The sequence below is a fragment of the Acidovorax sp. FHTAMBA genome, from assembly GCF_038958875.1.
Classification (GTDB): domain Bacteria; phylum Pseudomonadota; class Gammaproteobacteria; order Burkholderiales; family Burkholderiaceae_C; genus Acidovorax.
Genome location: NZ_CP152407.1, coordinates 389,688 through 411,447, shown reverse-complemented (window position 1 = coordinate 411,447; position 21,760 = coordinate 389,688). Strand labels below are relative to the sequence as shown.

Below are 21,760 nucleotides of genomic sequence, written 5' to 3'. Positions count from 1 at the left end.
AGGCTTTGCTGAACGAACCCCACGGAGCGCGCGCGCCTATGTCTTTCGCCGATCGGGTGCTGTACCCAGACTTTCTTTCCCGCACCATGTCCGCCGACGAGGCCGCGGCGCTGATCCCTGCCGGAGCCCATGTCGGCATGAGCGGCTTCACCGGCGCGGGCTACCCCAAGGCCGTCCCCGGGGCGCTGGCCCGCCGCATCGAGAGCCTCAACGCCCAGGGCAAGGGCTTCAAGATCGGGCTGTGGACAGGCGCCAGCACCGCGCCCGAGCTGGATGGCGCCTTGGCGCAGGTGGACGGCATCGAAATGCGCCTGCCCTACCAGTCCGACCCCACGGTGCGCCGCCAGATCAATGCGGGGCACATGCAGTATGTGGACATTCACCTGTCGCATGTGGCGCAGTTTGTGTGGTTCGGTTTTCTGGGCAAGCTCGACGTGGCCGTGGTCGAGGTGGCGGGCGTGCTGCCCGACGGGCGGCTGATCCCCTCGTCCTCGGTGGGCAACAACAAGACCTGGCTGGACCAGGCCGACAAGGTGATCCTGGAAGTGAACGCGTGGCACAACCCGGGCCTGGAGGGCATGCACGACATCTATTACGGCACCGACGTGCCCCCCCACCGCAAGCCCATCCCGATGACGGAGCCCAACCAGCGCATTGGCGAGCCCTACCTGCACTGCGACCCGAGCAAGGTGATGGCCGTGGTGATGACCAACCAGCCCGACCGCAACAGTGTGTACGCCGCGCCCGACGACACCTCCAACCGCATCGCGGGCCACATCATCGAGTTCCTGCAGCACGAGGTAAAGAAGGGCCGCCTGCCCAAAGACCTGCTACCGCTGCAGTCGGGCGTGGGCAACATCGCCAATGCGGTGCTGGCAGGGCTGAACAACGGGCCGTTCGAGAATCTCACGGCCTACACCGAGGTGCTGCAGGACGGCATGCTGGACATGCTGCGCTCGGGCACGCTGGCCAGCGCCTCGGCCACCGCCCTGTCGCTGAGCCCCGCGGCGATGCAGGACTTCAACGAGCGCATCGACTTCTACAAAGAGCGCATCGTGCTGCGCCCGCAGGAGATCAGCAACCACCCCGAGCTGATCCGGCGCATGGGCCTGATCGCGATGAACGGGATGATCGAGGCCGACATCTACGGCAACGTGAATTCCACGCACATCATGGGCTCGGCCATCATGAACGGCATTGGTGGATCGGGCGACTTTGCGCGCAATGCCTACCTGTCGATCTTCATGACGCCGTCGCTGGCCAAGAACGGCGCCATTTCGTGCATCGTTCCCATGGCCTCGCATGTGGACCACACCGAGCACGATGTGCAGATCCTCGTCACCGAGCAAGGCCTGGCCGACCTGCGCGGCCATTCGCCCTCGCAGCGCGCCGAGATCATCATCGAACGCTGCGCGCACCCGGACTTCCGGCCCGCGCTGCACGACTACGTGGCCCGCGCAAAACGCGGCGCGGTGGGCCAGCACACGCCGCACCTGCTGAACGAGGCGCTGTCGTGGCACCAGCGCTATGTGGAAACGGGCAGCATGCGCCTGTGACGAGGCGTCCGCCCTTCACGCGGTGCGGCGTGTGTGCGGGTCAGTCCTTTCAACTGACCCAGTGCGCCGCCGGCGCGGGGCGGCCGAAGTGGTACCCCTGGCCGTACACGCAGCCCATGGCCAGGAGCACCTGGCGCTGGGCATCGGTCTCCACGCCTTCGGCGACAACGTCCAGGTTGAGCGCCCGCCCCAGGCTGAGCACCGCATCAATGATGGCCACGCTGCGCGACGGCTGGGCCTTGTCCAGCTCGCCGGTAAAAGAGCGGTCGATCTTGATCATGGACAGCGGGAACCGGTGCACATGGCCCAGTGATGAATAGCCGGTGCCAAAGTCATCCAGCGCCGTGCCCACACCTGCGTCCTTGAGGCGCTGCAGGATCGCAGCCACGGCAGCGGGGTCGCCCAGCAGCGTGCTTTCGGTCACCTCGATGTGCAGCCTGGCCGGATCAAAACCCGTGCGCCGCAACAGCGCCAGGAGCGACCGGTCGAAGTCGCCATTGGCAAAGTGGCGCGCCGATACGTTCAGGGTCAGGAACCCCCCTTCGTGCACCAGGGGTGCACCGGCCTCGCAGGCCAGGCCGTACAGATGCCAGTCCACCGATTCGATGAGCCCGGTCTGCTCGGCAATCGGCAGGAAGTCGCCCGGGGCCAGCAAGCCCCGCACCGGATGTTGCCACCGCACCAGCGTCTCATAGCCCACCACCTGACCATCTGCCAGGCGCACGATGGGCTGGAAATGCGGCACGATCTGCGCGGTCTGTAGCGCATCGCGCAGCTCCTGCTCCACCTGCAGCACGTCCATCGCAGCGCGCTGCTCGCGGTCATCAAACAGCACAAACCGCTGGCGCCCGCCCTCCTTGGCGCGGTACAGCGCCACATCGGCGTCGTGCAGCAGCTCGTCGATGGTCTTGTGGTGCGTGCGGCCCACTGCGATGCCGATGCTGACCGACAGGCGCAGGGCACGATCGCCCACCTGCACCATCTCCTGCATGCAGGTCTGGATGCGCTGCGCGATCTTGCAGGCCGTGGCCGGCTGCGGGCCATCCTCCAGAAGAATGGCGAACTCGTCGCCCGACAGGCGGGCGGCCACGTCGGGGGTGCGCACGCACTGCAGCAGGCGGCGCGCCACCTCGCGCAACACGATGTCGCCAGCCTGGTGGCCCAGGCTGTCGTTGAACAGCTTGAATCGGTCCACGTCCAGGTACAGCAGCGCAAAGCCGCGCTGCGGATCGCGCCGGTGGGTGGCCAGCGCCCGCTCCAGGCGGTCGCGCAGATACACCCGGTTGGGCAGGCCGGTGAGGGGGTCGTGCATCACCTCGTGCTGCAGACGCGCTTCGACCTGCTCGCGCATGGCGATTTCCTGGCGCAGCTCCTGGGTGCGCTGCTGCACCCGCTGCTCCAGTTCGCTGTTGAGCGCGTGCAGGGCCTCCGCCTGCTGGCGGCGCTGCACGCTGGTGGCGATCTGGTGCGACACAAAGGTCAGCAACGCGGCATCCTGCTCCCCAAACATCAGGTCGGGGCGGTAGCTTTGCACCGTGACCACGCCCATCACGCCCTGGGCACCCAGCAGGGGCGCGCCCAGCCAGCACACCGTGGCCGTTGTACCTGTTTGCGACTGGATCGCCACCTCACCGCTGGCACGCAGCTGCTCCAGCCGGCCCGTGTCCACCAGCTGGGTTTGCCCCTGGCGCATGACGTATTCACTCAGCCCGCGTGCCATAGGGCGGGTCTTCCCGCCCTCGCCCGCCACGTCCACGCAGTAGGGAAAGTGCAGGGTGCTGCCGTCCTCGGACACCAGGGCGATATAGAAGTTCTCGGCGTTGATCAGCTCGCCCACGGCCGCGTGCAGGCTGCGGTAGAACTGGTCATCGCTTTCCTGCCCGTTGGCCAGCGCGGCAATGCGGTACAGCGTGGCCTGCAGGTGGGCGGCGCGCTCGCGCTCGGCCACCTGCGCCTGCAGTTGCTCGTTGGCCTGCGCCAGCTCGCGTGTGCGCTCCTGCACACGCCGCTCGAGCGCCTGGCGCCCGTGCTTGCGCTCCAGCGCAGTCAGCACGTGCTCGGCCACAAAGCCCAGCACCGCGCTGTCCGATTCGGTGTAGCCCAGCCCTTCGCGGTAGCTTTGCACCGCAATGGCGCCCAGCACCTCGGCGCCCCGGCGCATGGGCACGCCCATGAAGTCCACCGAGGGTGTGCCCATCACCGGGCCCCGCACGATGCCGAGCTGGCGCGCCACCTCCCATGCCGGGCCACGCACGGAGCGCGCCTGCCGGATGATGGCCAACGTGAAGCTTTCCTTGAGCTCGGAGGCGGGAATCTCCTGCTCGGGGTCGTACATGCCCTCGTCGACCTCGTCCGCAAAGTAAATGAAACGCAGGCTGTCACGCTGCGGCTCATACAGCGCAATGAAGAAGTTGCGGGCATACATCAGCCTGCCGATGATGTCGTGCAGGCCGCGCAGCATGCTGTCCATGTCCTGATCGGAAGAGGCGAGGTCGGCCATGGCAAACAGCGCCTGCTGCAACTGGCGCGACTGCTCCAGGTGCTGCACCGAGGCCTGCAGGTTTTGCAGCGTCAGCAGCTCTGCCAGCCGCTGTGTGCCCAGGCGCAATACACCTGCCGCCGCTGGGCTGATCTGGCTGAGCGAGTCTGGCGCCGCCACCAGCACGGCCTGCGGGCCATCGGCGTCAGAGTGCAAAACGTGGCAAGACACTCCTTGCGCCTGGAGCAGCGCGGCCAGCGTGGACGGGAGCGGCAATGGCAACTCCGCCGTGGTGGGCTCGCATGCCACATGATCCCCCGTCTGCCAGAGCACCGCATCGGCGTGCAGTCCACACTCGGCAAGGCTGCTCAGTATTGCACTGGCAGCTGCAGGCACGGTGGTGGCCGCCAGCACCTGCAGTGCGCAAGCCGCCAGATCAGGCCCTGTGCCGTCCCTATCTTTCGCCATCCGATCCATTGACCGCCTTTCGCTGGTTGACCGCCACAGGCCCACACGGGCGCCGAAATCATGGCCCAAGCCGGGTCATCAAGGTTGAGCAAATTGTATGCACCGGTGCGCTGCCTCCATTCCTGGCCCACCCACGCGCGCCCAATGCTTGGGCACAATAACCTCCTTTGCAAGACTCTGGCCCCACGCAACCCTCCCGCCATGCCCATCTGGAAAAAACCCGCCACCCTGGCCATCATCAACGCCGCCAACCACAACACCGCTGCCGAGCACCTGGGCATCGAGATCACCGAGCTGGGCGATGACTTTGTGCGGGGCCGTGTTCCGGTGGACCACCGGACGGTGCAGCCTTTTGGTCTGCTACATGGCGGGGTGAGCGTGGTCCTGGCCGAGTCGCTGGGCTCCATCGGCGCCTACTACGCCAGCCCCGAAGGCCACCATGCGGTGGGTCTGGACATCAACGCCAACCACCTGCGCTCGGCCACCAGCGGCTGGGTCACGGGCACCGCACGGCCCGTGCACATTGGCCGCACCACGCAGGTGTGGCAGATCGAGATGGCCAACGATGCGGGCGAGCTGACCTGCGTGTCGCGCCTCACGATGGCGATCCTGGCGCCCCGCTGATCCTGCGACGCCCAGCCCGCGCCACGCGTCTTTTGCTGCGCCTTGGCGCCGCTCGGGCAGCGCCTAACCCGACGTGATCGAGCGCATGGGAGCCGGCGCTGGCAAGGTGTGCAGCGCTTCGCCATCGTCCGCCTGCGACAGCTTGAACACCTGCACCGCCCCGGCCAGGCGCGTGGCCTGCTCGCGCAGGCTTTGTGCGGCGGCGGCGGATTCCTCCACCAGCGCGGCGTTCTGCTGCGTCATCTGATCGAGCTGGTTGACGGCGGTGTTGACCTGGCCGATGCCGTCGGACTGCTCGCCCGAGGCCGCAGTGATCTCGCCAATGATGTCGCCCACCCGTTTGACGGACCCCACGATCTCGTCCATGGTGCTGCCCGCGTTCTGGACCAGGCGCGCGCCCGACTCCACCCGCTCCACCGACGCGCCGATCAGCGCCTTGATCTCGCGCGCGGCCTCGGCGCTGCGCCCGGCCAGCGAACGCACCTCGCTGGCCACCACCGCAAAGCCCCGGCCCTGTTCACCCGCGCGGGCGGCCTCCACGGCCGCATTGAGCGCCAGGATGTTGGTCTGGAACGCTATCGAGTCGATCACGCCGATGATGTCGGCGATCTTGCGCGAGCTCTGGTTGATATCGCCCATGGTGGTCACCACCTCGCCCACCACCTTGCCGCCGCGTGCGGCCACCTCGGCGGCAGTGCTGGCCAGCTGGTTGGCCTGTCGTGCGGCGTCGGCCGACTGGCGCACCGTGGCGGTGAGCTGGTCCATGCTCTGCGCCGTCTGCGCCAGGCTGCTGGCCGTGGCCTCGGTGCGCGCTGACAGATCCTGGTTGCCGCTGGCAATCTCGGCGCTGGCGGTGGTGATGCTGTCCACCGCCGTGCGCACCTGCTGCAGCATCTGCGTGTAGCGCTGGCGCATGCCTTCGACCTCCTGCACCAGCGCGCCGATCTCGTCGCGCCGCGTGGTGCGGAAGGTTTCAGTCAGGTCGCCCTGCGCCACCAGGGTGATGGCCTGGGTCAGGTCCTGCAGGGGGCGGCTGACACTGCGGCGCAGCATGAGGAACAGGCCGATGGCCAGCAACGCCACCGCCACCGCCATCAGGGCCCACACCGCCATCGTCACGCGCTGCTGGCTGGCCATGGCCTCGCCGTCGGGCACCTCGGCCACCACCCACCAGCCGCCGCTGGTCTTGCGCATCAGGGCCCAGGGGTCCTGTGCGTCGGAGCCCAAAACCGGGGCGGCTTCGCGCACGAAGCCGTCGGGCGATGCGGCCAGGGCTTCAAAAAACGGGCGTGCCTGGGGGTACGCTTCCAGCACGCGCTTGCCGCTCGCCGTGGGGTGGTACACGAATGCTGCCTGGTCCAGCGAAGTGCCGGGGTTGATCACGTAGGTGCCGCCATGCTCGAAGAATTTCGTCTGCGTCACCTGCTTTTGCAGCATGGCGTGGAACACGCTGATGTCGTTGCCGATAAAGAGAAGCCCCACCACCTTGCCCGAGGCGTCCTTGGCCGGCAGGTAGTGCCCCATATAGGGCTTGCCACCCACCACCGTGACGCCGGTGTAAGGCTCGCCCTTGGAGACATTGGCGTAGGCCGGGTCGGTGCGCCCCAGCGGGGTGCCCTGCTGGCGCTCGCCCTTGTCGTTCTTGACCGAAGTGGTGATGCGGATGAAGTCGTCGCCCTTCTTGGCGAACACCGTGGCGATGCCACCGGTTTCGCTGGCAAATTTGTCGACCGAGCCGTAGTCCTCGTTGACCAGCGCCCCGTAGCTGCGCAGCTCGCCCGTGGCCTCGTCGAGGTGCATGTTGGCCTCGAAATAGCGCTGAAAGCCCCTCATGGTGAGCTGCACCAGTTCACGGTTGGTGTTGTCTGCTGCGTCCAGCGACTGGGCCACGCTTTGCGCCGTGTTGCCCACGCTGGACACCACCTGCGCCCGGGTGCTGCGCTCGGTCAGCACGGCAATCGCCAGCCCCACCAGCACCAGCACCACGGCAACCAGTGTGATGGCCGTGAGCGTGACCTGGCGCGCGACGGACCGGTTGTTCGCGAGGGATGCGGCCATGGGGGAAGTCTCCTGAAAATGAATGCTAATAGCCGGCTGAGCCGGTCTTGGAAAGGGGTCCCGGCGCGAGGGAACGCCCTTCTTCACTCTACGGCCAGAGTCTTGTTACATTTATTCACGCATTCCCTTACGCAAAGCTGCGTACTTGCGCGCGGCCGCTGGGCTGCGCGAGGACACACAAACGGTTCAGCGCGTCTTCCGGTGCATCCAGCCCAGCCCTGCCGTAGTGCCAGCTGCCGGTTTGTACTCGCAGCCCACCCAGCCGGTGTAGCCCAGCGCGTCGATGGTGTCGAACAGGAAGGGGTAGTTCAGCTCGCCGTGGTCGGGCTCGTGGCGGCCCGGCACCCCGGCAATCTGGATGTGCGCCACACGCCCGGTGGGCAGGTAGCGCTGCAGCTTGGTGGCCACGTCGCCCTCCACGATCTGGCAGTGGTACAGGTCCATCTGCACCTTGAGGTGGGGGGCCTGCACGGCATCGAGCAGTTCGTGCGCGTGGTCCTGCCGGTTCAGAAAGTAGCGGGGCATGTCGCGCAGGTTGATGGGCTCGATGAGGATGTCGCGCCCTGCGTGCGCAGCCTCGGTGGCCGCCCAGCGCAGGTTGCTGGCGCACAGGTCCTTGAGCGCTTCACGCTCCACCCCCGGCGGCACCATGCCCGACAGCACATGGATGCGCGGGCAGCCCAGTACCTCGGCATAGCGCAGCGCCTCGTGCACCCCGGCGCGGAACTCGGCCTCGCGCCCCGGCTGCGCCGCCGTGCCGCGCGCCTGCAGCTCCCACGCGCTGGCCCAGCTGGCGCGGTCGGTGCCGCCAGGCGGAGCGTTGAACAGCACCAGCTGCAGGCCGTTGTCCGCAAGCCGCGCGGCGATGTCGGCGGGCTCGAAGGCATAGGGAAACTGAAACTCCACCGCCGCAAATCCGTCGCGCGCCGCAGCGGCAAAGCGGTCGAGAAACGGCAACTCGGTGTACATCAGGCTCAGGTTGGCGGCAAACTGGGGCATGGCGGGGCAGGGACAGAAGGTGAGATCAGAGCGCAGCAGCTTATCGTGCAGCCTGGAGCACCCTGCGGTCCTTGCCCGGCATCAACCCGCTGGCCTGCACCAAAAATATGAGTCAAATTGGACCTCAGCGCTTATACAGCAAGCGCTAACAGCTATTAATTTCATAGTTTTATCGCTTCCTGAAAGCCACCCATGCGCATCGGAGAACTCGCCCAACGCACCGGCACCACACCCAAGGCCATCCGGCTGTACGAAGCCCGCGGCCTGCTGGGCAAGGTGGCGCGCGCGGGCAGCTATCGCCACTATGGCGAGGCCGACTTGGCCCGCGTGTTGCTGATCCGCCGGGCCCAGGCGCTGGGCTTTCGGCTGTCGGAACTGAACGACCTGCCCCACATCGACACGGCCGCTGGCTGGGAACGCATGGCCCAGCTGGTGGCCGGGCGGCGGGCGGCCGTGGCGCAAGAGCTGGCGCGCCTTGCTGCATTGGACGAAGCTCTTGCGGGGCTTGAAGCTGAACTGCACACCTGCGACACGCTGGCCGTGCCCGTGGCGCCCGAAGCCTGCGCCACACCTTCCGCGCTGACGGTGGCTCCCCCCACACACAACCCCGCGCTATTTGGCGCAGCTAACGCGGGGGCGCCGCGAGATTCGCCCCGACTTGATCTGACCGCTTGACTCTGCCCCGTGGGGCAAGGTGACGATGGCGCCATCAACACCACCGTGAGGGAGCATCTGTGACAGAGCAGCAAAACATTTTGGTCATCCTGGGCCACCCCGCTGCCGACAGCCTGTGCGCTGGCATGGCACGCGCGTATGCCGACGGCGCGCAACAAGCAGGGGCACAGGTGCGGTTTCTGGACGTGGGGCAGCTGGCGTTCAACCCGCTGTTTCAAGGCTACGGCGCCGCCGCCCCGCTGGAGCCTGACTTGCTGGCCGCGCAGGCCGACATTACCTGGGCGCACCACCTGGTGTGGGTCTACCCCATCTGGTGGGGCGCCATGCCTGCGCTGCTCAAGGGTTTCATTGACCGTACGTTCCTGCCGGGCTACGCCTTCAGGTACCGCAAGGGCTCGTCGCTGTGGGACAAGTTGCTGGCCGGCCGCTCGGCGGAGCTGCTGGTGACCATGGACTCCCCGCCCTGGTACTTCCGCTGGGTCACGCGCATGCCCGGCCACCACCAGATGAAGAAGGCCATCCTGGAGTTCTGCGGCATCCGGCCCGTGCGCGTACACAGCTTTGGCCCGGTGCGCAGCGCCAGCCCCGAGCGGCTGGCGCAGTGGGTGGTGAAGGCGCGGCAACTGGGGGAGCGCCAGGGCGCACGCGCCGCGCCGCGCAAGCCACGCCCCGCGCCCGTTACTTCGTCGCCGTGAAGGCTTGAACCGCCGCCCGGCCCACGGCAGGGTCGTCGGTGAAGAAGCCATCAATGCCCGCACGCAGGTAGGCCGTGATCTCGGCCACGCTGTCGCCGCGCACCGTGCCGTCGGTAGTGGGGGCCTTTTTCAGCCCGGCGGGCAGGAAGGCGTTTTCAGGCCGCAGCGTCCAGATGTGCACGGCCAGGCCTTCGGCGCGGGCACGCGCCACCAGCGGGGTAGGCTCGCCCGGTACGCCATCCTTCACCGGCACCACCAGCGTCTTGACTGGGCCGATGGCGTTGGCGTAGGTGGCCACCTGCTTGAGGCCCTCGGGCGTGATCAGGTCGGCATAGGCGCGCGTGTTGGCCGCGCCCTGGGCCACAAAGTCATACGGCCGGCCCGAGGGCGCCACCAGCTGCACCAGACGCACGCTGCTGAGCTTGCGGATCGCCTGCAGGTTGCTGACCTCGAACGATTGCACGAACACGGGCGCGTCTTTGTGGTTCCAGCCGTTTTTCTCCAGCACGGCCAGCAGCGGCGCCTCCAGCGGCAGGCCGATGGACTGGAAGTAGGTGGGGTGTTTGGTCTCGGGGTAAATGCCGATCACCCGGCCGGTTTTGGCGCTCGCCGCCTTGGCCAGGTCGATCACCTCCTGCAGCGTAGGCACCTCGAACTGGCCGTTGTAGGCCACGTTGGCCGGGCGCTGTGCGGGGATGCGCTCGCGGGCGCGCAGGGTCTTCAGTTCGGCCAGGGTGAAGTCTTCGGTGAACCAGCCGGTGATGGCCTGGCCGTCGATGGTTTTTGTGGTTTTGCGGCCTGCGAACTCGGGGCGGTCCACCACGTCGGTGGTGGCTTCCTTCACGGAGCCGTCGGCGCCCAGGATGGCAATCGCGTTCTCGTGCCGGGCCACCAGCACGCCGTCCTTGGTGATGACGAGGTCGGGCTCGATGATGTCGGCGCCATCGTCAACGGCCTGCTGATAGGCGGCCAGCGTGTGCTCGGGCCGCAGGGCTGAGGCGCCCCGGTGGGCGATGACGGTGGGGGTGGGTGGCCAGGCCTGGGCGACGGCACCCAGCGCCCAGGTGGTGAGCAGCGCGGCGGCAGTCACGGCGCGCAGTGCAATGCGTTTCATGCGGATCTCCTGCAAACGGAGACCGCACCTTAGCCTATGCGCTTGACAGCGGCGTGTCGCCGGGGCGTACACCCCGGTAAGCGCTACGCGTGTTCGAAGTGGAAGACTGCGGTACCTGCCCGCGCGTTCGGTAGCCAGCGCACTTCTTCGCCGTCCTGCAGCCCGAAGGAGTCGAGGATGCGCAGGCTGTTCTTGGTAGCCAGCACTTCGAAGTCCTTGTAGGTGCCTACGCGGATGTTGGGCGTGTCGTACCACTGGTAGGGCAGGCGCCGCGTCACGGGCATGCGCCCGCGCAGGATGGACAGGCGGTTGGGCCAGTGCGCAAAGTTGGGGAACGCCACCACGCCGGTGCGGCCCACACGCGCTGTCTCGCGCAGCATGGTCTCAGCATTGCGCAGGTGCTGCAGCGTGTCGATCTGCAGCACCACGTCAAAGCTGTTGTCGTCGAACATGGCCAGCCCCTCGTCGAGGTTGAGCTGGATCACATCCACCCCGCGCTGCACGCAGGCCAGCACGTTGGCGTCGTCGATCTCCACGCCGTAGCCACTGCAGCCGCGCTCGCGCTGCAGGTAGTCCAGCATGGCGCCGTTGCCGCAACCGAGGTCGAGCACGCGCGAGCCTGGGGGCACCAGGCGCGCCAGGGCTTGCATTGCCGCTTTTTCGGTCATGATTGCAACTCCTTGGCAATGCTATCGAAATATGAGCGCATAACACCCATGTAGCGGGCGTCATCGAGCAAAAAGGCATCGTGCCCATGGGGCGCGTCGATCTCGGCATAGCTCACGCGGCGGCGGTTGTCGAGCAGAGCTTTGACGATCTCGCGGCTGCGCTTGGGGGAAAAACGCCAGTCGGTGGTGAAGCTCACCAGCAGGAACCTGGCCTGCGCCCGGGCCAGGGCGCGCGTGAGGTTGCCGGCATGGGTGCGCGCAGGGTCGAAGTAGTCCAGCGCGCGGGTAATAAGCAGGTAGGTGTTGGCGTCGAAGTAGTCGCTGAACTTGTCGCCCTGGTAGCGCAGGTAGCTTTCGATCTGGAACTCGATGTCCTGCGTGCTGTATTTCAGCTCCAGGCCTTCTCTCAGTTGACGCCCGAACTTCTCGTTCATCACGTCGTCGCTGAGGTACGTGATGTGGCCGATCATGCGGGCGATGCGCAGCCCCCGCTTGGGGATCACGCCGTGGCGGTAGAAGTGCCCGCCGTGGAAGTCCGGGTCGGTCACGATGGCGCGGCGCGCCACCTCGTTGAAGGCGATGTTCTCGGCCGTGAGGTTGGGCGCGCTGGCCACGACCACCGCGTGGCGCATGCGCTCGGGGTACTGCAGCGTCCAGCTCAATGCCTGCATGCCGCCCAGGCTGCCACCCAGCACGGCGGCCAGTTGCTGGATGCCCAGACGGTCGAGCAACCGCGCCTGGGCGTTGACCCAGTCTTCCACAGTGACCACGGGGAAATCCGCGCCGTAGACCTCACCCGTGTCGGGGTGTTGGTGCATCGGGCCGGTGGAGCCAAAGCAGGAGCCCAGGTTGTTCACGCCGATGACGAAGAAGCGGTCGGTGTCCACGGGCTTGCCGGGGCCGATCATGTTGTCCCACCAGCCCTCGCTCTTGTCCTGCCCGGCATAGACGCCCGCCACGTGGTGCGAGGCATTGAGGGCGTGGCACACGAGCACGGCGTTCGAGCGGTCGGCATTGAGCGTGCCGTAGGTCTCGTAGGCCAGGTGGTAGTCGCGGATGGACGCACCGCTTTGCAGCGGCAGGACCTCCGGAAAATGCATGGACTGGGGCGTGGCAAAAAACGACATAAAAAAACCCGGCGTCGCTAAAAACGAGGCCGGGCGGATGTGTCGGACGGGTCTTTAGCAGGATTTATAAAGCGCCCGCAAGCTGTGGCAAATCGGCGCGTCTGGCAAATATACCAAAACGGCCGCTGCTGCTCACCCGGCGGGCGTGAAGATCGCCACCAACCCCAGCACCAGAAAAATCACCGCCGAGACCACATGGACGGCGCGAATGGGCACGCGGCGAGTGATGCGCTCGCCAAGCCACACCACCGGCGCATTGGCGATCATCATGCCGAGCGTGGTGCCGGCCACCACCCACAGGTAGGCGTTGTACTGCGCAGCCAGCATGACGGTGGCGATCTGGGTCTTGTCGCCCATCTCGGCCAGGAAGAATGCGACCACGGTGGTGCCAAACACCCCCCAGCGTGGCGATCCGTCGGCTTCGCCTTCGTCGAGCTTGTCGGGGATCAGCATCCACACCGCCATGGCGATGAACGATGCCCCCAATATCCAGCGCAGCATCTGCGGCCCCAGGAACGTGGTGACCCAGGCACCGACCGCGCCGGCCAGGCCGTGATTCACCAGTGTGGCGACCAGAATGCCCAGCACGATGGGCCAGGGTTTGCGAAAACGTGCCGCCAGCACCAGCGCGAGCAGCTGCGTCTTGTCGCCCATCTCGGCGAGCGCAACGATGGCGGTGGAAATGAAGAAGGCTTCCATGGGAGGGGGTCCTGTCCGGCCGGATGGGTGGAAAACGCATTGACTGCGCCCCGACTCCGGCCATTGGGATCGGCGTGCAGTCAATGGTCTCGCCCAGCTCAAAAACCGCATACGCCATAGGCTCACAGAGCCCAAGTGTGTTGACGCATGCCCCCGGCGCATTGCGCGGCCGGGCGGGCTACTCCCCAAAGACGCGTCGATTTTATCCCATCGACCCCTATGGGGATTTCCCTGCAAACCACACCAATACAGGGCTTTGGACCGGAAACCTCACAAATAAAACCCACAACGCCCATAAAAGTGATTAATAATGGGTTCGCTTTTCTGCGTGCAGGAAAGCAGTTAGCTTAGCGGTGAATGGTCAGTTTCGCGTCTTTGAAGTCGTCACAGGTTTGTTGATTGCGTCGGACTCCATCGCGTTTTTGTGTTTTTTCAGGAGTCCTTCATGGGCAACAAACTTTACGTGGGCAACCTGCCCTATTCTTTCCGCGACGAAGATCTGCAGCAGACCTTCAGCCAGTACGGTTCCGTCGGCAGCGCCAAGGTCATGATGGAGCGCGACACCGGCCGTTCCAAGGGTTTCGGCTTTGTCGAAATGGGCAGCGATGCTGAAGCCCAAGCCGCCATCCAGGGCGTGCATGGCACCAACTTTGGCGGCCGTGACCTCGTGGTCAACGAAGCCCGTCCCATGGAGCCCCGCGCTCCCCGCAGCGGCGGCTTCGGCGGCGGCGGTGGTGGTGGCGGCTACGGCGGTGGTGGTGGCGGCGGTTACGGCGGTGGCCGTAGCGGCGGCGGCGGTGGTGGTTACGGCGGTGGCCGTAGCAACTACTAAAAAGCCCTTTCAGTCGACCCTTCTGGGTTGACTGAGGCAAAAAAAGGAGCCCAAGGGCTCCTTTTTTCATGGCCGCGCAGCATGGACGCCACAGCACAAATTGATGCTTGCCTTTTCCGCAAAAGTGTGGCGCATAATGAGTTGGCGCGATTTTTCGCGCTTTACAAGTTTGCGGTGATCCGTCAGTTTCGCTGAGAGCGTCATTGAGATTAGCTGGCTGCGTTTTCGGAACTCCATCGCTTTATCCATGTGTTTTTGAGGAGTCCCTCGATGGGCAACAAACTGTACGTCGGCAATCTTCCGTACTCGGTGCGCGACGGCGATCTGGAGCAGGCCTTTGGCCAGTTTGGTGCGGTGACCAGCGCCAAGGTGATGATGGAACGCGACACGGGTCGGTCCAAGGGCTTTGGCTTTGTGGAGATGGGCAGCGACGCAGAGGCCCAGGCTGCCATCAGCGGCATGAACGGGCAGCCGCTGGGAGGCCGCAGCATTGTTGTCAATGAAGCCCGCCCCATGGAACCCCGCCCTCCACGCAGCGGTGGGTTTGGTGGCGGTGGTGGTGGCTACGGCGGCGGCGGTGGTGGTCGCAGCGGGGGGGGTGGATACGGCGGTGGCGGTGGCGGTGGCGGTGGCGGTGGCGGTGGCTATGGCGGCGGCCGTGAAGGTGGTGGCGGTGGCGGCTATGGTGGAAACCGCGAAGGCGGTGGTGGCTATGGCGGTGGCGGTGGCGGCGGCCGCAGCGAAGGCGGTTTTCGCAGTCCCTATGGATCCGGCTCACGCAATGGCGGCGGTGGTCGCAGTGGCGGTGGTGGCGGCTACGGTGGTGGTGGCAATGGCTACTGATGCCTCGCCGGCAGGATTTCTCTGAAAGCCCCCTCGGGGGCTTTTTTTACGCCTGGCGCTGGCTGGCACTGCACAAAAAATGGATGTGCGCGCGCTTTGTCTACTGCTCGCTCTGGCGGCGCTTGCGGGGGCGCCCTGCCAGCAGCTTGTCGAACAGCGGGTTGGGCACCAGGCGCAGCAATTTCGCAACCACCCCCATCTGCCACGGAATGACGCGGTAGCTGGTGCCCGCCGTGATGGAGCGGAAGGCCCGGTCTGCAAAATCATCCGCCTGCATCAGGAACGGCATGCTGTAACGATTCTTGCGCGTGAGGGGGGTGTCGATATAGCCCGGCGAAAGGGTGACCACGCGGAGTCCGTGGGGCCGCATTTCTCCGCGCAGGCTCTCGCAATAGCTGATGACAGCCGCCTTGCTGGCGCAGTAAGCGCCGTGTCCTGGCAGGCCCCGTATCCCCGCCACGCTGCCGATGCCGACCAGGGTGCCGCTGCCCCGCTGCACCATGGCATCGACAAAGGGATGGAAGGTGGCCGCCATGCCGATGTTGTTGGTGGCGAAGGTGCGTGCCATCACGTCAATGTCATCGCGCACACCCGTGTCCATTCCCACACTGATGCCGGCATTCGCCACGACCACGTCGGGCACCCCCTGCTGCGCGATGCAGTCCTTGCCCGCTGCGACGATGCTGTCTGTTACGGCAACGTCTGCACTATAAATTTCATAGCTATTGGCGCTTATCCCCTGTGCCTCAGCCCACGTTTTTATCTCAGAAGCGCGCCGTGCCACCAATGCGAGGCGAAAGCCAGCGCGGTAAAACCGCAGCGCCAGCGCCTGGCCAATGCCGCTGGATGCGCCGGTGATGAAGACGAGGGGTGTGGTGGTCATGCGGTCTGGCGGCTGATGCGGGCAGGTTAGGGCTTGGCCGTGCCGGGCTGGAGAACGCCACGCACGCGCCCGCGCAGCTGCAGCACCTGGTCCAGGTTGTCGTAGTCCATGGACTCTGCGGTGAAACGGTCATTGCCGCGGATGAGCGTGACGGGCTGGTCGGACCGTACGCGCTCCGTACCGGTATAGGCGTGCAGAAATTCACCCCGAAACTCCAGCCGGGGCTGGGCGGGCGCGCCCGGCTTGGCCGGCAACGGCTCGCGGGTGACGATGGCATTGCCGAAAAGCTGCACTTCCGAAGCATCGGCGTTGGTCAGGGCACGATTGGCCGTAGCCACCGTCAGACGGCCCTGCGGCGTCACCGAGCGCATGCGGACCTGGTCAATCTCCAGCGTGTCGGTGTCGGGGTAGTGCCGCGCTTCGTCGCCCCGCACCTCGCTCTGCAGCCGCCCGGTGGCGTCAAAGCTCTTGACGGAAAACGACTTCATGAAATAGTCCGGCTGATGTCCCAGGGGTCGCTCCAGGGAAGGCAGCTGGGGCATGGGTGCATTGCGCACCAGCCACCACGTGCCCAGCGCCAGAAACCCCATGATCACGACCGGCAGATACAGCGAGAGCTGCTCCCAGCCCTGGCGAATCAGCGGGCGCTTCACGCGGCTGCCCCGCAGAAAAGGGTGTGGCGGTCATCGTTGCTGCTCATGCGGTGTACTGTTCCAGCAGTTGCGCATAGCGGCCCGTGGCCACCAGCAGCAGATCGCACAACTCACGGGCTGCCCCGTCGCCCCCACGCGCCTGGGTGACGAAATGCGCCGCGTGGCGCACCTCGGTCTGGGCGTTGGCGGGCGCGCAGGCAAAGGCGCTGCGGCGCATCACGGGCAGGTCGGGCCAGTCGTCGCCCATGGCCGCCGCCTGCGCCCAGCCAAGGCCCAGCGTGGCCAGCATCTGCTCCGCAGCGGGGCGCTTGTCTTCGGTGCCAAACACCGCATGCTCCACGCCCAGGGCCTTCAGGCGCACGCGCAGCGGGGCAGAGTCGCGGCCGGTGATCACGGCGGGGGTGATGCCTGCCTTTTGCAGCAGTTTGAGGCCGTGGCCGTCCAGCGTGTTGAAACGCTTGAGTGTCTCGCCCGTTTCGCTGAAATACAGGCCCCCATCGGTGAGCACGCCATCCACGTCGAAAAAGGCCACGCGCACGCCCTGGGCGCGCAGCAGCAACTCGGGGGGGAATTGCAGCACGGGAAAGGTTGCGTCAGAGGTCATTACACAGAGTTTGAACAGGGACGGCCAAAGCGAGTGCACCCGTGGAACCGGCTTCGCCGGGCCAGGGGGTGCGTCCCCCTCGGGGGGAAGGCGCGAAGCGACTCAGGGGGGTCATATGACTTTTGCGCGCATCAGGTCGCCGATGTGCACCACCCCCACCAGGGCGCCCGCTGCGTCCACCACCAGCACGCTGGTGATGGAATGCGCTTCCATCATTTCGGCGGCGTCCACGGCCAGGGCGTCGGGTGCGATGCGGCGCGGGTTGGCGTGCATGACCTGGGCGGCGGTGGTGGAACGCAGGTCGGCCCCGGCCTCGATGCGGCGGCGCAGGTCGCCGTCGGTAAAGATGCCCAGCACCTGCCCGGCGGCATCGACGATGGCCGACGCGCCCAGGCCCTTGGCGCTCATTTCGCGCATGAGACCGCTGAACGATGCGTCGGGCGGCACACGCGGCACCTCGGCACCGGTGCGCATCACGTCGCTCACATGGGTGAGCAGCTTGCGGCCCAGCGCACCGCCGGGGTGGGATCGGGCAAAGTCTTCGGGGCGAAAGCCCCGGGCATCGAGCAGGGCCACGGCCAGGGCGTCACCCATGGCCAGCTGGGCCGTGGTGCTGGCGGTGGGGGCCAGGTTCAGGGGGCAGGCCTCACGCTCCACACTGCAGTCGAGCACCAGGTCGGCGTGGCGGGCCAGCGTGGAATGCAGGCCGCCCGTGATGGCAATCAGCGGCGCACCGAGGCGTTTGAGCACAGGCAGGATGGCAGTGAGCTCACCGCTTTCACCGCTGTTGGAGATGCCCAGCACCAGATCGTCGCCGGTGACCATCCCGAGATCGCCGTGGCTGGCCTCGGCAGGATGCACAAAGAACGCGGGTGTGCCGGTTGAGGCGAGCGTGGCGGCGATCTTGCGGCCGACATGGCCGCTCTTGCCCATGCCCATCACCACCACCCGGCCCCGGGCCTGCAGCACCAGCTGCACGGCCTTGGCAAACACGCCATCGACGCGGGCGGCAAGCCCGGTCAACGCCGCCGCCTCGATATCGAAGGTCTCACGGGCCAGACGCAGGGCCTGATCAGCATCAAAAGGGGGCAACGCGGCAGGGGCGGGAGTCATATGGCGATTCTATCGACCGGGCCTGCCTGCCACCGTGCAGGGTGCACCAAGCCCACTGGCTCGGCCAGCGCTTTCGCGCGCGGTGGACAGGCGCGGCGGGCAAGGCTCGGATAGCATCGCTGTCATGTCTTCGCTCGCCCTCACACTGCTTTACCTGTTGGCCGCGGTGCTGGGGGTGGTGGTCTGCCGCAGCCTCAAGCTGCCCCCCATGCTCGGCTACCTGGCCGCCGGCGTGCTCATCGGTCCGCACGCACTGGCACTGGCGCAAAACTCCGAAGGTGTGCGCCACCTGGGCGAGTTCGGCGTGGTGTTCCTGATGTTCGCCATCGGGCTGGAGTTCAGCCTGCCCAAGCTGCGCGCCATGCGCAAGCAGGTGTTTGGCCTGGGGCTGATGCAGGTGGTGCTGACCATGGCCGTGGTGACCGGGCTGGCCCTGGTGCTGTCGCGCTGGGTGGGCGGCGTGTGGGACATGGGCTGGCAGACGGCGCTGGCGCTGTCGGGCGTGCTGGCCATGAGCAGCACGGCGATTGTGGTCAAGCTGATGGCCGAACGGGCCGAGCTGGAGAGCGAGCACGGCCGCCGCGTGATGGGCATCCTGCTGTTCCAGGACCTGGCCGTGGTGCCGCTGCTGGTGCTGATTCCGGCCCTCGGTTCATCGCCCGACCAGCTGCTGACCTCGCTGGGGTGGGCGCTGATCAAGGCCACGGTGCTCGTGGGCCTGCTGCTCACCGGCGGCCAGCGGCTGATGCGCTGGTGGCTCACGCTGGTGGCGCGGCGCAAGAGCGACGAGCTGTTCATGCTGAACCTGCTGCTGATCACGCTGGGCCTGGCCTGGCTGACCGAGCTGGCGGGCCTGAGCCTGGCGCTGGGCGCTTTCATTGCGGGCGTGCTGGTGTCCGAGACCGAATACAAGCACCAGGTGGGCACGGACATCCGGCCCTTTCACGACGTGCTGCTGGGCCTTTTCTTCATCACCATCGGGATGATGCTGGACTGGCACATCCTGGTGGACCGCTGGGCCCTGGTGCTGCTGCTGCTCACGGTGCCGCTGGGGCTCAAGCTCGCCATCATCCTGGTCCTGGCGCGCGGCATGGGTGCGACCACCGGCGTGGCGCTGCGCACCGGGCTGTACCTGGCGCAGGCGGGCGAGTTCGGTTTTGTGCTGCTGTCGCTCACGCAGAGCAACGGGCTGGTGCAACCGGCGCTGATAAACCCCATCCTCGCGGCCATGGTGCTGTCCATGCTGGCCACGCCCTTCCTCATCATGTACAGCAACCGCATCGTGATGAAGCTGGTGGCCAGCGACTGGCTGCAGCAGTCGCTGCAGATGACATCGATTGCGCGCAAATCCATCAACACCAGCAAGCACGTGATCATCTGCGGCTACGGCCGTTGCGGCCAGAACCTGGCGCGCATGCTGGAGCACGAGGGCATCCCCTACATGGCGCTGGACCTGGACCCGGACCGCGTGCGCCAGGCCGCGGCGGCTGGCGACTCGGTGGTGTACGGCGATGCCACCCGTCTGCAGGCGCTGATGGCCGCCGGCCTGGTGCGTGCCAGCGCCGTGGCCGTGACCTATATCGACGTGCCCGCCGCGCTGAAGGTGCTGGCCAATGCGCGCTCTCACGCGCCGCAGGTGCCGGTGGTGGTGCGCACGCAGGACGACCTGTACCTGGACAAACTGCAGGAGGCCGGCGCCACCGAGGTGGTGCCCGAGGCCATCGAAGGCTCGCTGATGCTCGCCAGCCACGCTCTGGCCCTGGTGGGCGTGCCCATGCGCCGCGTGCTGCGGCTGGTGCAGGAACAGCGCGATGCGCGCTACAACCTGCTGCGCGGCTACTTCCATGGCGCGGACGACGACACGGTGCACGAACGCGACCAGGAGCGCCTGTCCACCATCAACCTGCCGCCCGGCGCCACCTCGCTGGGCCGCAACCTGGGACAGCTGGCCCTGCCGGCGATGGGTGTGCGGGTGGTGAACCTGCGGCGCGGCAATGGGCACATGAGCCCCGCGGTGGACGAAGCGCAACTGGCAGAAGGCGACACCCTCGTGTTGTCGGGCCACCCTGCCGCGCTCTCGCTGGCCGAGGACAGGCTGCTGCGCGGATGAACGGGTTTTCAAAAGCCCAACGCCGCAAACAGCTCCTCCGCCCGGGCTGACGCAGCTTCGTCCATGCGCATGGGCCGGCCCCACTCGCGCTGCGTCTCGCCGGGCCATTTGTTGGTGGCGTCCATCCCCATCTTGCTGCCCAGGCCGCTCACGGGCGAGGCGAAGTCCAGGTAGTCGATGGGCGTGTGCTCCACCAGCAGCGTGTCGCGCGCCGGGTCCATGCGGGTGGTGATAGCCCAGATCACGTCTTTCCAATCGCGTACGTCCACGTCGTCGTCCACCACCACGATAAATTTCGTGTACATGAACTGGCGCAGGTGGCTCCACACGCCCATCATCACGCGCCGCGCGTGGCCTGCGTAGGCCTTGCGGATGCTCACCACCGCCATGCGGTAACTGCAGCCTTCGGGCGGCAGGTAGAAATCCACGATCTCTGGGAACTGCTTTTGCAAAAGCGGGATGAATAGCTCGTTCATCGCCAAACCCAGCACGGCGGGCTCGTCGGGCGGTTTGCCGGTGTAGGTGCTGTGGTAGATCGCGTCGCGCCGCAGGGTGATGCGATCCACGGTGAGCACGGGGAATTCGGCGCATTCGTTGTAGTAGCCGGTGTGGTCGCCGTACGGCCCTTCCAGCGCGTGCTGCCAGCCGCTCGCGTGGTGGGCATCGGGCTGGATGTGGCCTTCGAGCACGATTTCGGCGGTGGCGGGCACCTGCAGGGGCACGCCCACCGCGGGCGCCACCTCCGTGCGTGCGCCGCGCAGCAGGCCTGCAAATTGGTACTCGCTCAACGCATCGGGCACGGGCGTGACGGCGCCCAGCAGCGTGGCGGGGTCGGCGCCCAGCGCCACCGCCACGGGGTAGGGCTGGCCGGGGTACGTAGCGCAGTGATCGGCAAAGTCCAGCGCGCCACCCCGATGCGCCAGCCAGCGCACGATGACCTGGTTACGCGAGAGCACCTGCTGGCGGTAGATGCCCAGGTTCTGCCGCGCCTTGCGCGGACCGCGCGTGATGGTCAGACCCCAGGTGATGAGCGGGGCCACGTCGCCGGGCCAGCAGTGCTGCACGGGCAGGCGGGCCAGATCGACATCGGGCCCTTCCCACACCTCCTGCTGGCAGGGTGCGCCGCGCGCCACGGTGTGCGGGGCCATGTTCCACAGGGTCTTGAGCAGCTGGCCCATGCCCAGCATGTCCTTGAAGCCTTTGGGGGCCTCGGGCTCCTTGAGCGTGGCGAGCAATTCGCCCAGCGCGCGCACACCGCGCAGGTCGGCCACGCCCATGGCGCGGGCCACGCGGTCGGTGGTGCCAAACAGGTTGGTGAGCACCGGCATGCGGTGGCCCGTGGGCTGGGTGAAGAGCAGCGCCGGGCCGCCTGCGCGCAGCACGCGATCGCTGAGCGCGGTCATCTCCAGGTGGGGCGACACCGGCTCCGCCACGCGGCGCAGATCACCCGTGGCTTCGAGCTGGGCCATGAAGTCGCGCAGGTCGCTGTAGGCCATATCAGGTCCAGAATTTGAATGAAATTGGCCGCTAGCGCTTGTACAACAAGCGCAAACAGCTATC

19 protein-coding genes and 1 riboswitch are annotated in these 21,760 nt (G+C 66.7%); of the genes, 7 read left to right on the top strand and 12 right to left on the bottom strand.

Going from position 1 to position 21,760, the window contains the following annotated elements:
• The first annotated feature begins 38 nt into the window (after nt 1-38).
• On the top strand, nt 39-1,556 hold the full coding sequence (locus tag AAFF19_RS01840) for an acetyl-CoA hydrolase/transferase family protein (protein WP_182119317.1): 1,518 nt from the start codon (nt 39-41) through the stop codon (nt 1,554-1,556).
• Nucleotides 1,557-1,605: 49 nt separating this feature from the next.
• On the opposite strand, the gene AAFF19_RS01835 is transcribed toward AAFF19_RS01840, so the two are convergent.
• Nucleotides 1,606-4,503, bottom strand: a complete 2,898-nt coding sequence (locus AAFF19_RS01835; protein ID WP_342721158.1) for an EAL domain-containing protein — start codon at nt 4,501-4,503, stop codon at nt 1,606-1,608.
• A 201-nt stretch (nt 4,504-4,704) separates the two neighbouring features.
• Here AAFF19_RS01835 and AAFF19_RS01830 point away from each other — a divergent pair, with 201 nt between their 5' ends.
• Nucleotides 4,705-5,127: a hotdog fold thioesterase gene (locus AAFF19_RS01830; RefSeq protein ID WP_342721157.1), complete on the top strand. Its 423-nt coding sequence runs from the start codon at nt 4,705-4,707 to the stop codon at nt 5,125-5,127.
• Between the two features lie 63 nt (nt 5,128-5,190).
• Here the strand turns inward: AAFF19_RS01830 and AAFF19_RS01825 are convergent, their stop codons facing one another.
• Together AAFF19_RS01825 and otnI are read right to left on the bottom strand one after the other, a co-directional pair.
• Nucleotides 5,191-7,185, bottom strand: coding sequence for a methyl-accepting chemotaxis protein (locus tag AAFF19_RS01825; protein WP_342721156.1), 1,995 nt, complete (start codon nt 7,183-7,185; stop codon nt 5,191-5,193).
• Nucleotides 7,186-7,371: 186 nt separating this feature from the next.
• The gene (gene otnI, locus AAFF19_RS01820; RefSeq protein WP_342721155.1) at nt 7,372-8,184 is read right to left on the bottom strand and encodes a 2-oxo-tetronate isomerase; all 813 of its coding nucleotides are present in this window, start codon (nt 8,182-8,184) and stop codon (nt 7,372-7,374) included.
• 192 nt (nt 8,185-8,376) lie between these two features.
• Here otnI and AAFF19_RS01815 point away from each other — a divergent pair, with 192 nt between their 5' ends.
• On the top strand, nt 8,377-8,859 hold the full coding sequence (locus tag AAFF19_RS01815; RefSeq protein WP_342721154.1) for a MerR family transcriptional regulator: 483 nt from the start codon (nt 8,377-8,379) through the stop codon (nt 8,857-8,859).
• 59 nt (nt 8,860-8,918) lie between these two features.
• Nucleotides 8,919-9,554: an NAD(P)H-dependent oxidoreductase gene (locus tag AAFF19_RS01810; protein ID WP_342721153.1), complete on the top strand. Its 636-nt coding sequence runs from the start codon at nt 8,919-8,921 to the stop codon at nt 9,552-9,554.
• On the opposite strand, the gene AAFF19_RS01805 is transcribed toward AAFF19_RS01810, so the two are convergent.
• The 4 genes from AAFF19_RS01805 to AAFF19_RS01790 all read right to left on the bottom strand — a co-directional run bounded on the left by AAFF19_RS01805 (nt 9,538) and on the right by AAFF19_RS01790 (nt 13,162).
• A complete protein-coding gene (locus AAFF19_RS01805) occupies nt 9,538-10,668 on the bottom strand; it encodes a glycerophosphodiester phosphodiesterase (RefSeq protein ID WP_342721152.1) in 1,131 nt (376 codons plus the stop codon). The two genes, AAFF19_RS01810 and AAFF19_RS01805, sit on opposite strands and share 17 nt — an antisense overlap.
• An 83-nt stretch (nt 10,669-10,751) precedes the next feature.
• On the bottom strand, nt 10,752-11,336 hold the full coding sequence (metW, locus tag AAFF19_RS01800; RefSeq protein WP_008904599.1) for a methionine biosynthesis protein MetW: 585 nt from the start codon (nt 11,334-11,336) through the stop codon (nt 10,752-10,754).
• A complete protein-coding gene (locus AAFF19_RS01795; RefSeq protein WP_342721151.1) occupies nt 11,333-12,463 on the bottom strand; it encodes a homoserine O-acetyltransferase in 1,131 nt (376 codons plus the stop codon). The genes metW and AAFF19_RS01795 overlap by 4 nt, the downstream gene beginning before the upstream one ends.
• Before the next feature lie 132 nt (nt 12,464-12,595).
• Complete coding sequence (locus tag AAFF19_RS01790) at nt 12,596-13,162, bottom strand: TMEM165/GDT1 family protein (protein ID WP_008904601.1); 567 nt, start codon at nt 13,160-13,162, stop codon at nt 12,596-12,598.
• A gap of 12 nt (nt 13,163-13,174) precedes the next feature.
• Nucleotides 13,175-13,361: riboswitch (yybP-ykoY riboswitch) on the bottom strand.
• A 246-nt stretch (nt 13,362-13,607) separates the two neighbouring features.
• Between AAFF19_RS01790 and AAFF19_RS01785 the strand changes: the two genes are divergently transcribed.
• Complete coding sequence (locus AAFF19_RS01785) at nt 13,608-13,994, top strand: RNA-binding protein (RefSeq protein ID WP_342721150.1); 387 nt, start codon at nt 13,608-13,610, stop codon at nt 13,992-13,994.
• 270 nt (nt 13,995-14,264) lie between these two features.
• On the top strand, nt 14,265-14,837 hold the full coding sequence (locus tag AAFF19_RS01780) for an RNA-binding protein (protein WP_342721149.1): 573 nt from the start codon (nt 14,265-14,267) through the stop codon (nt 14,835-14,837).
• Between the two features lie 100 nt (nt 14,838-14,937).
• On the opposite strand, the gene AAFF19_RS01775 is transcribed toward AAFF19_RS01780, so the two are convergent.
• The 4 genes from AAFF19_RS01775 to AAFF19_RS01760 all read right to left on the bottom strand — a co-directional run bounded on the left by AAFF19_RS01775 (nt 14,938) and on the right by AAFF19_RS01760 (nt 18,090).
• Entirely contained in the window at nt 14,938-15,720 is a 783-nt protein-coding gene (locus tag AAFF19_RS01775; RefSeq protein WP_182119327.1) for an SDR family oxidoreductase, read from the bottom strand.
• Between the two features lie 26 nt (nt 15,721-15,746).
• Nucleotides 15,747-16,373 (bottom strand): LPS export ABC transporter periplasmic protein LptC, encoded by a 627-nt coding sequence (gene lptC, locus AAFF19_RS01770; protein ID WP_008904605.1) that lies wholly within the window; start codon nt 16,371-16,373, stop codon nt 15,747-15,749.
• 43 nt (nt 16,374-16,416) lie between these two features.
• Nucleotides 16,417-16,977 carry an HAD hydrolase family protein gene (locus AAFF19_RS01765; protein ID WP_182119328.1) on the bottom strand — a complete coding sequence of 187 codons (561 nt, stop codon included), beginning with the start codon at nt 16,975-16,977 and terminating at the stop codon, nt 16,417-16,419.
• Between the two features lie 111 nt (nt 16,978-17,088).
• Complete coding sequence (locus AAFF19_RS01760; RefSeq protein ID WP_182119329.1) at nt 17,089-18,090, bottom strand: KpsF/GutQ family sugar-phosphate isomerase; 1,002 nt, start codon at nt 18,088-18,090, stop codon at nt 17,089-17,091.
• 124 nt (nt 18,091-18,214) lie between these two features.
• On the opposite strand from AAFF19_RS01760, the gene AAFF19_RS01755 reads away from it, so the two are divergent.
• The gene (locus AAFF19_RS01755) at nt 18,215-20,200 is read left to right on the top strand and encodes a monovalent cation:proton antiporter-2 (CPA2) family protein (RefSeq protein WP_342721148.1); all 1,986 of its coding nucleotides are present in this window, start codon (nt 18,215-18,217) and stop codon (nt 20,198-20,200) included.
• Between the two features lie 8 nt (nt 20,201-20,208).
• On the opposite strand, the gene ubiD is transcribed toward AAFF19_RS01755, so the two are convergent.
• Nucleotides 20,209-21,696: a 4-hydroxy-3-polyprenylbenzoate decarboxylase gene (gene ubiD / locus AAFF19_RS01750; RefSeq protein WP_342721147.1), complete on the bottom strand. Its 1,488-nt coding sequence runs from the start codon at nt 21,694-21,696 to the stop codon at nt 20,209-20,211.
• Nucleotides 21,697-21,760: the final 64 nt, after the last annotated feature.

What these genes read in the sequence shown, in the direction of transcription:
- AAFF19_RS01840 (WP_182119317.1), top strand. Translation starts at nt 39, where the DNA reads ATGTCTTTCGCCGATCGGGTGCTGTACCCAGACTTTCTTTCCCGCACC.
- AAFF19_RS01835 (WP_342721158.1), bottom strand. Translation starts at nt 4,503, where the DNA reads ATGGCGAAAGATAGGGACGGCACAGGGCCTGATCTGGCGGCTTGCGCA.
- AAFF19_RS01830 (WP_342721157.1), top strand. Translation starts at nt 4,705, where the DNA reads ATGCCCATCTGGAAAAAACCCGCCACCCTGGCCATCATCAACGCCGCC.
- AAFF19_RS01825 (WP_342721156.1), bottom strand. Translation starts at nt 7,185, where the DNA reads ATGGCCGCATCCCTCGCGAACAACCGGTCCGTCGCGCGCCAGGTCACG.
- otnI (WP_342721155.1), bottom strand. Translation starts at nt 8,184, where the DNA reads ATGCCCCAGTTTGCCGCCAACCTGAGCCTGATGTACACCGAGTTGCCG.
- AAFF19_RS01815 (WP_342721154.1), top strand. Translation starts at nt 8,377, where the DNA reads ATGCGCATCGGAGAACTCGCCCAACGCACCGGCACCACACCCAAGGCC.
- AAFF19_RS01805 (WP_342721152.1), bottom strand. Translation starts at nt 10,668, where the DNA reads ATGAAACGCATTGCACTGCGCGCCGTGACTGCCGCCGCGCTGCTCACC.
- metW (WP_008904599.1), bottom strand. Translation starts at nt 11,336, where the DNA reads ATGACCGAAAAAGCGGCAATGCAAGCCCTGGCGCGCCTGGTGCCCCCA.
- AAFF19_RS01795 (WP_342721151.1), bottom strand. Translation starts at nt 12,463, where the DNA reads ATGTCGTTTTTTGCCACGCCCCAGTCCATGCATTTTCCGGAGGTCCTG.
- AAFF19_RS01790 (WP_008904601.1), bottom strand. Translation starts at nt 13,162, where the DNA reads ATGGAAGCCTTCTTCATTTCCACCGCCATCGTTGCGCTCGCCGAGATG.
- AAFF19_RS01785 (WP_342721150.1), top strand. Translation starts at nt 13,608, where the DNA reads ATGGGCAACAAACTTTACGTGGGCAACCTGCCCTATTCTTTCCGCGAC.
- AAFF19_RS01780 (WP_342721149.1), top strand. Translation starts at nt 14,265, where the DNA reads ATGGGCAACAAACTGTACGTCGGCAATCTTCCGTACTCGGTGCGCGAC.
- AAFF19_RS01775 (WP_182119327.1), bottom strand. Translation starts at nt 15,720, where the DNA reads ATGACCACCACACCCCTCGTCTTCATCACCGGCGCATCCAGCGGCATT.
- AAFF19_RS01765 (WP_182119328.1), bottom strand. Translation starts at nt 16,977, where the DNA reads ATGACCTCTGACGCAACCTTTCCCGTGCTGCAATTCCCCCCCGAGTTG.
- AAFF19_RS01760 (WP_182119329.1), bottom strand. Translation starts at nt 18,090, where the DNA reads ATGACTCCCGCCCCTGCCGCGTTGCCCCCTTTTGATGCTGATCAGGCC.
- AAFF19_RS01755 (WP_342721148.1), top strand. Translation starts at nt 18,215, where the DNA reads ATGTCTTCGCTCGCCCTCACACTGCTTTACCTGTTGGCCGCGGTGCTG.
- ubiD (WP_342721147.1), bottom strand. Translation starts at nt 21,696, where the DNA reads ATGGCCTACAGCGACCTGCGCGACTTCATGGCCCAGCTCGAAGCCACG.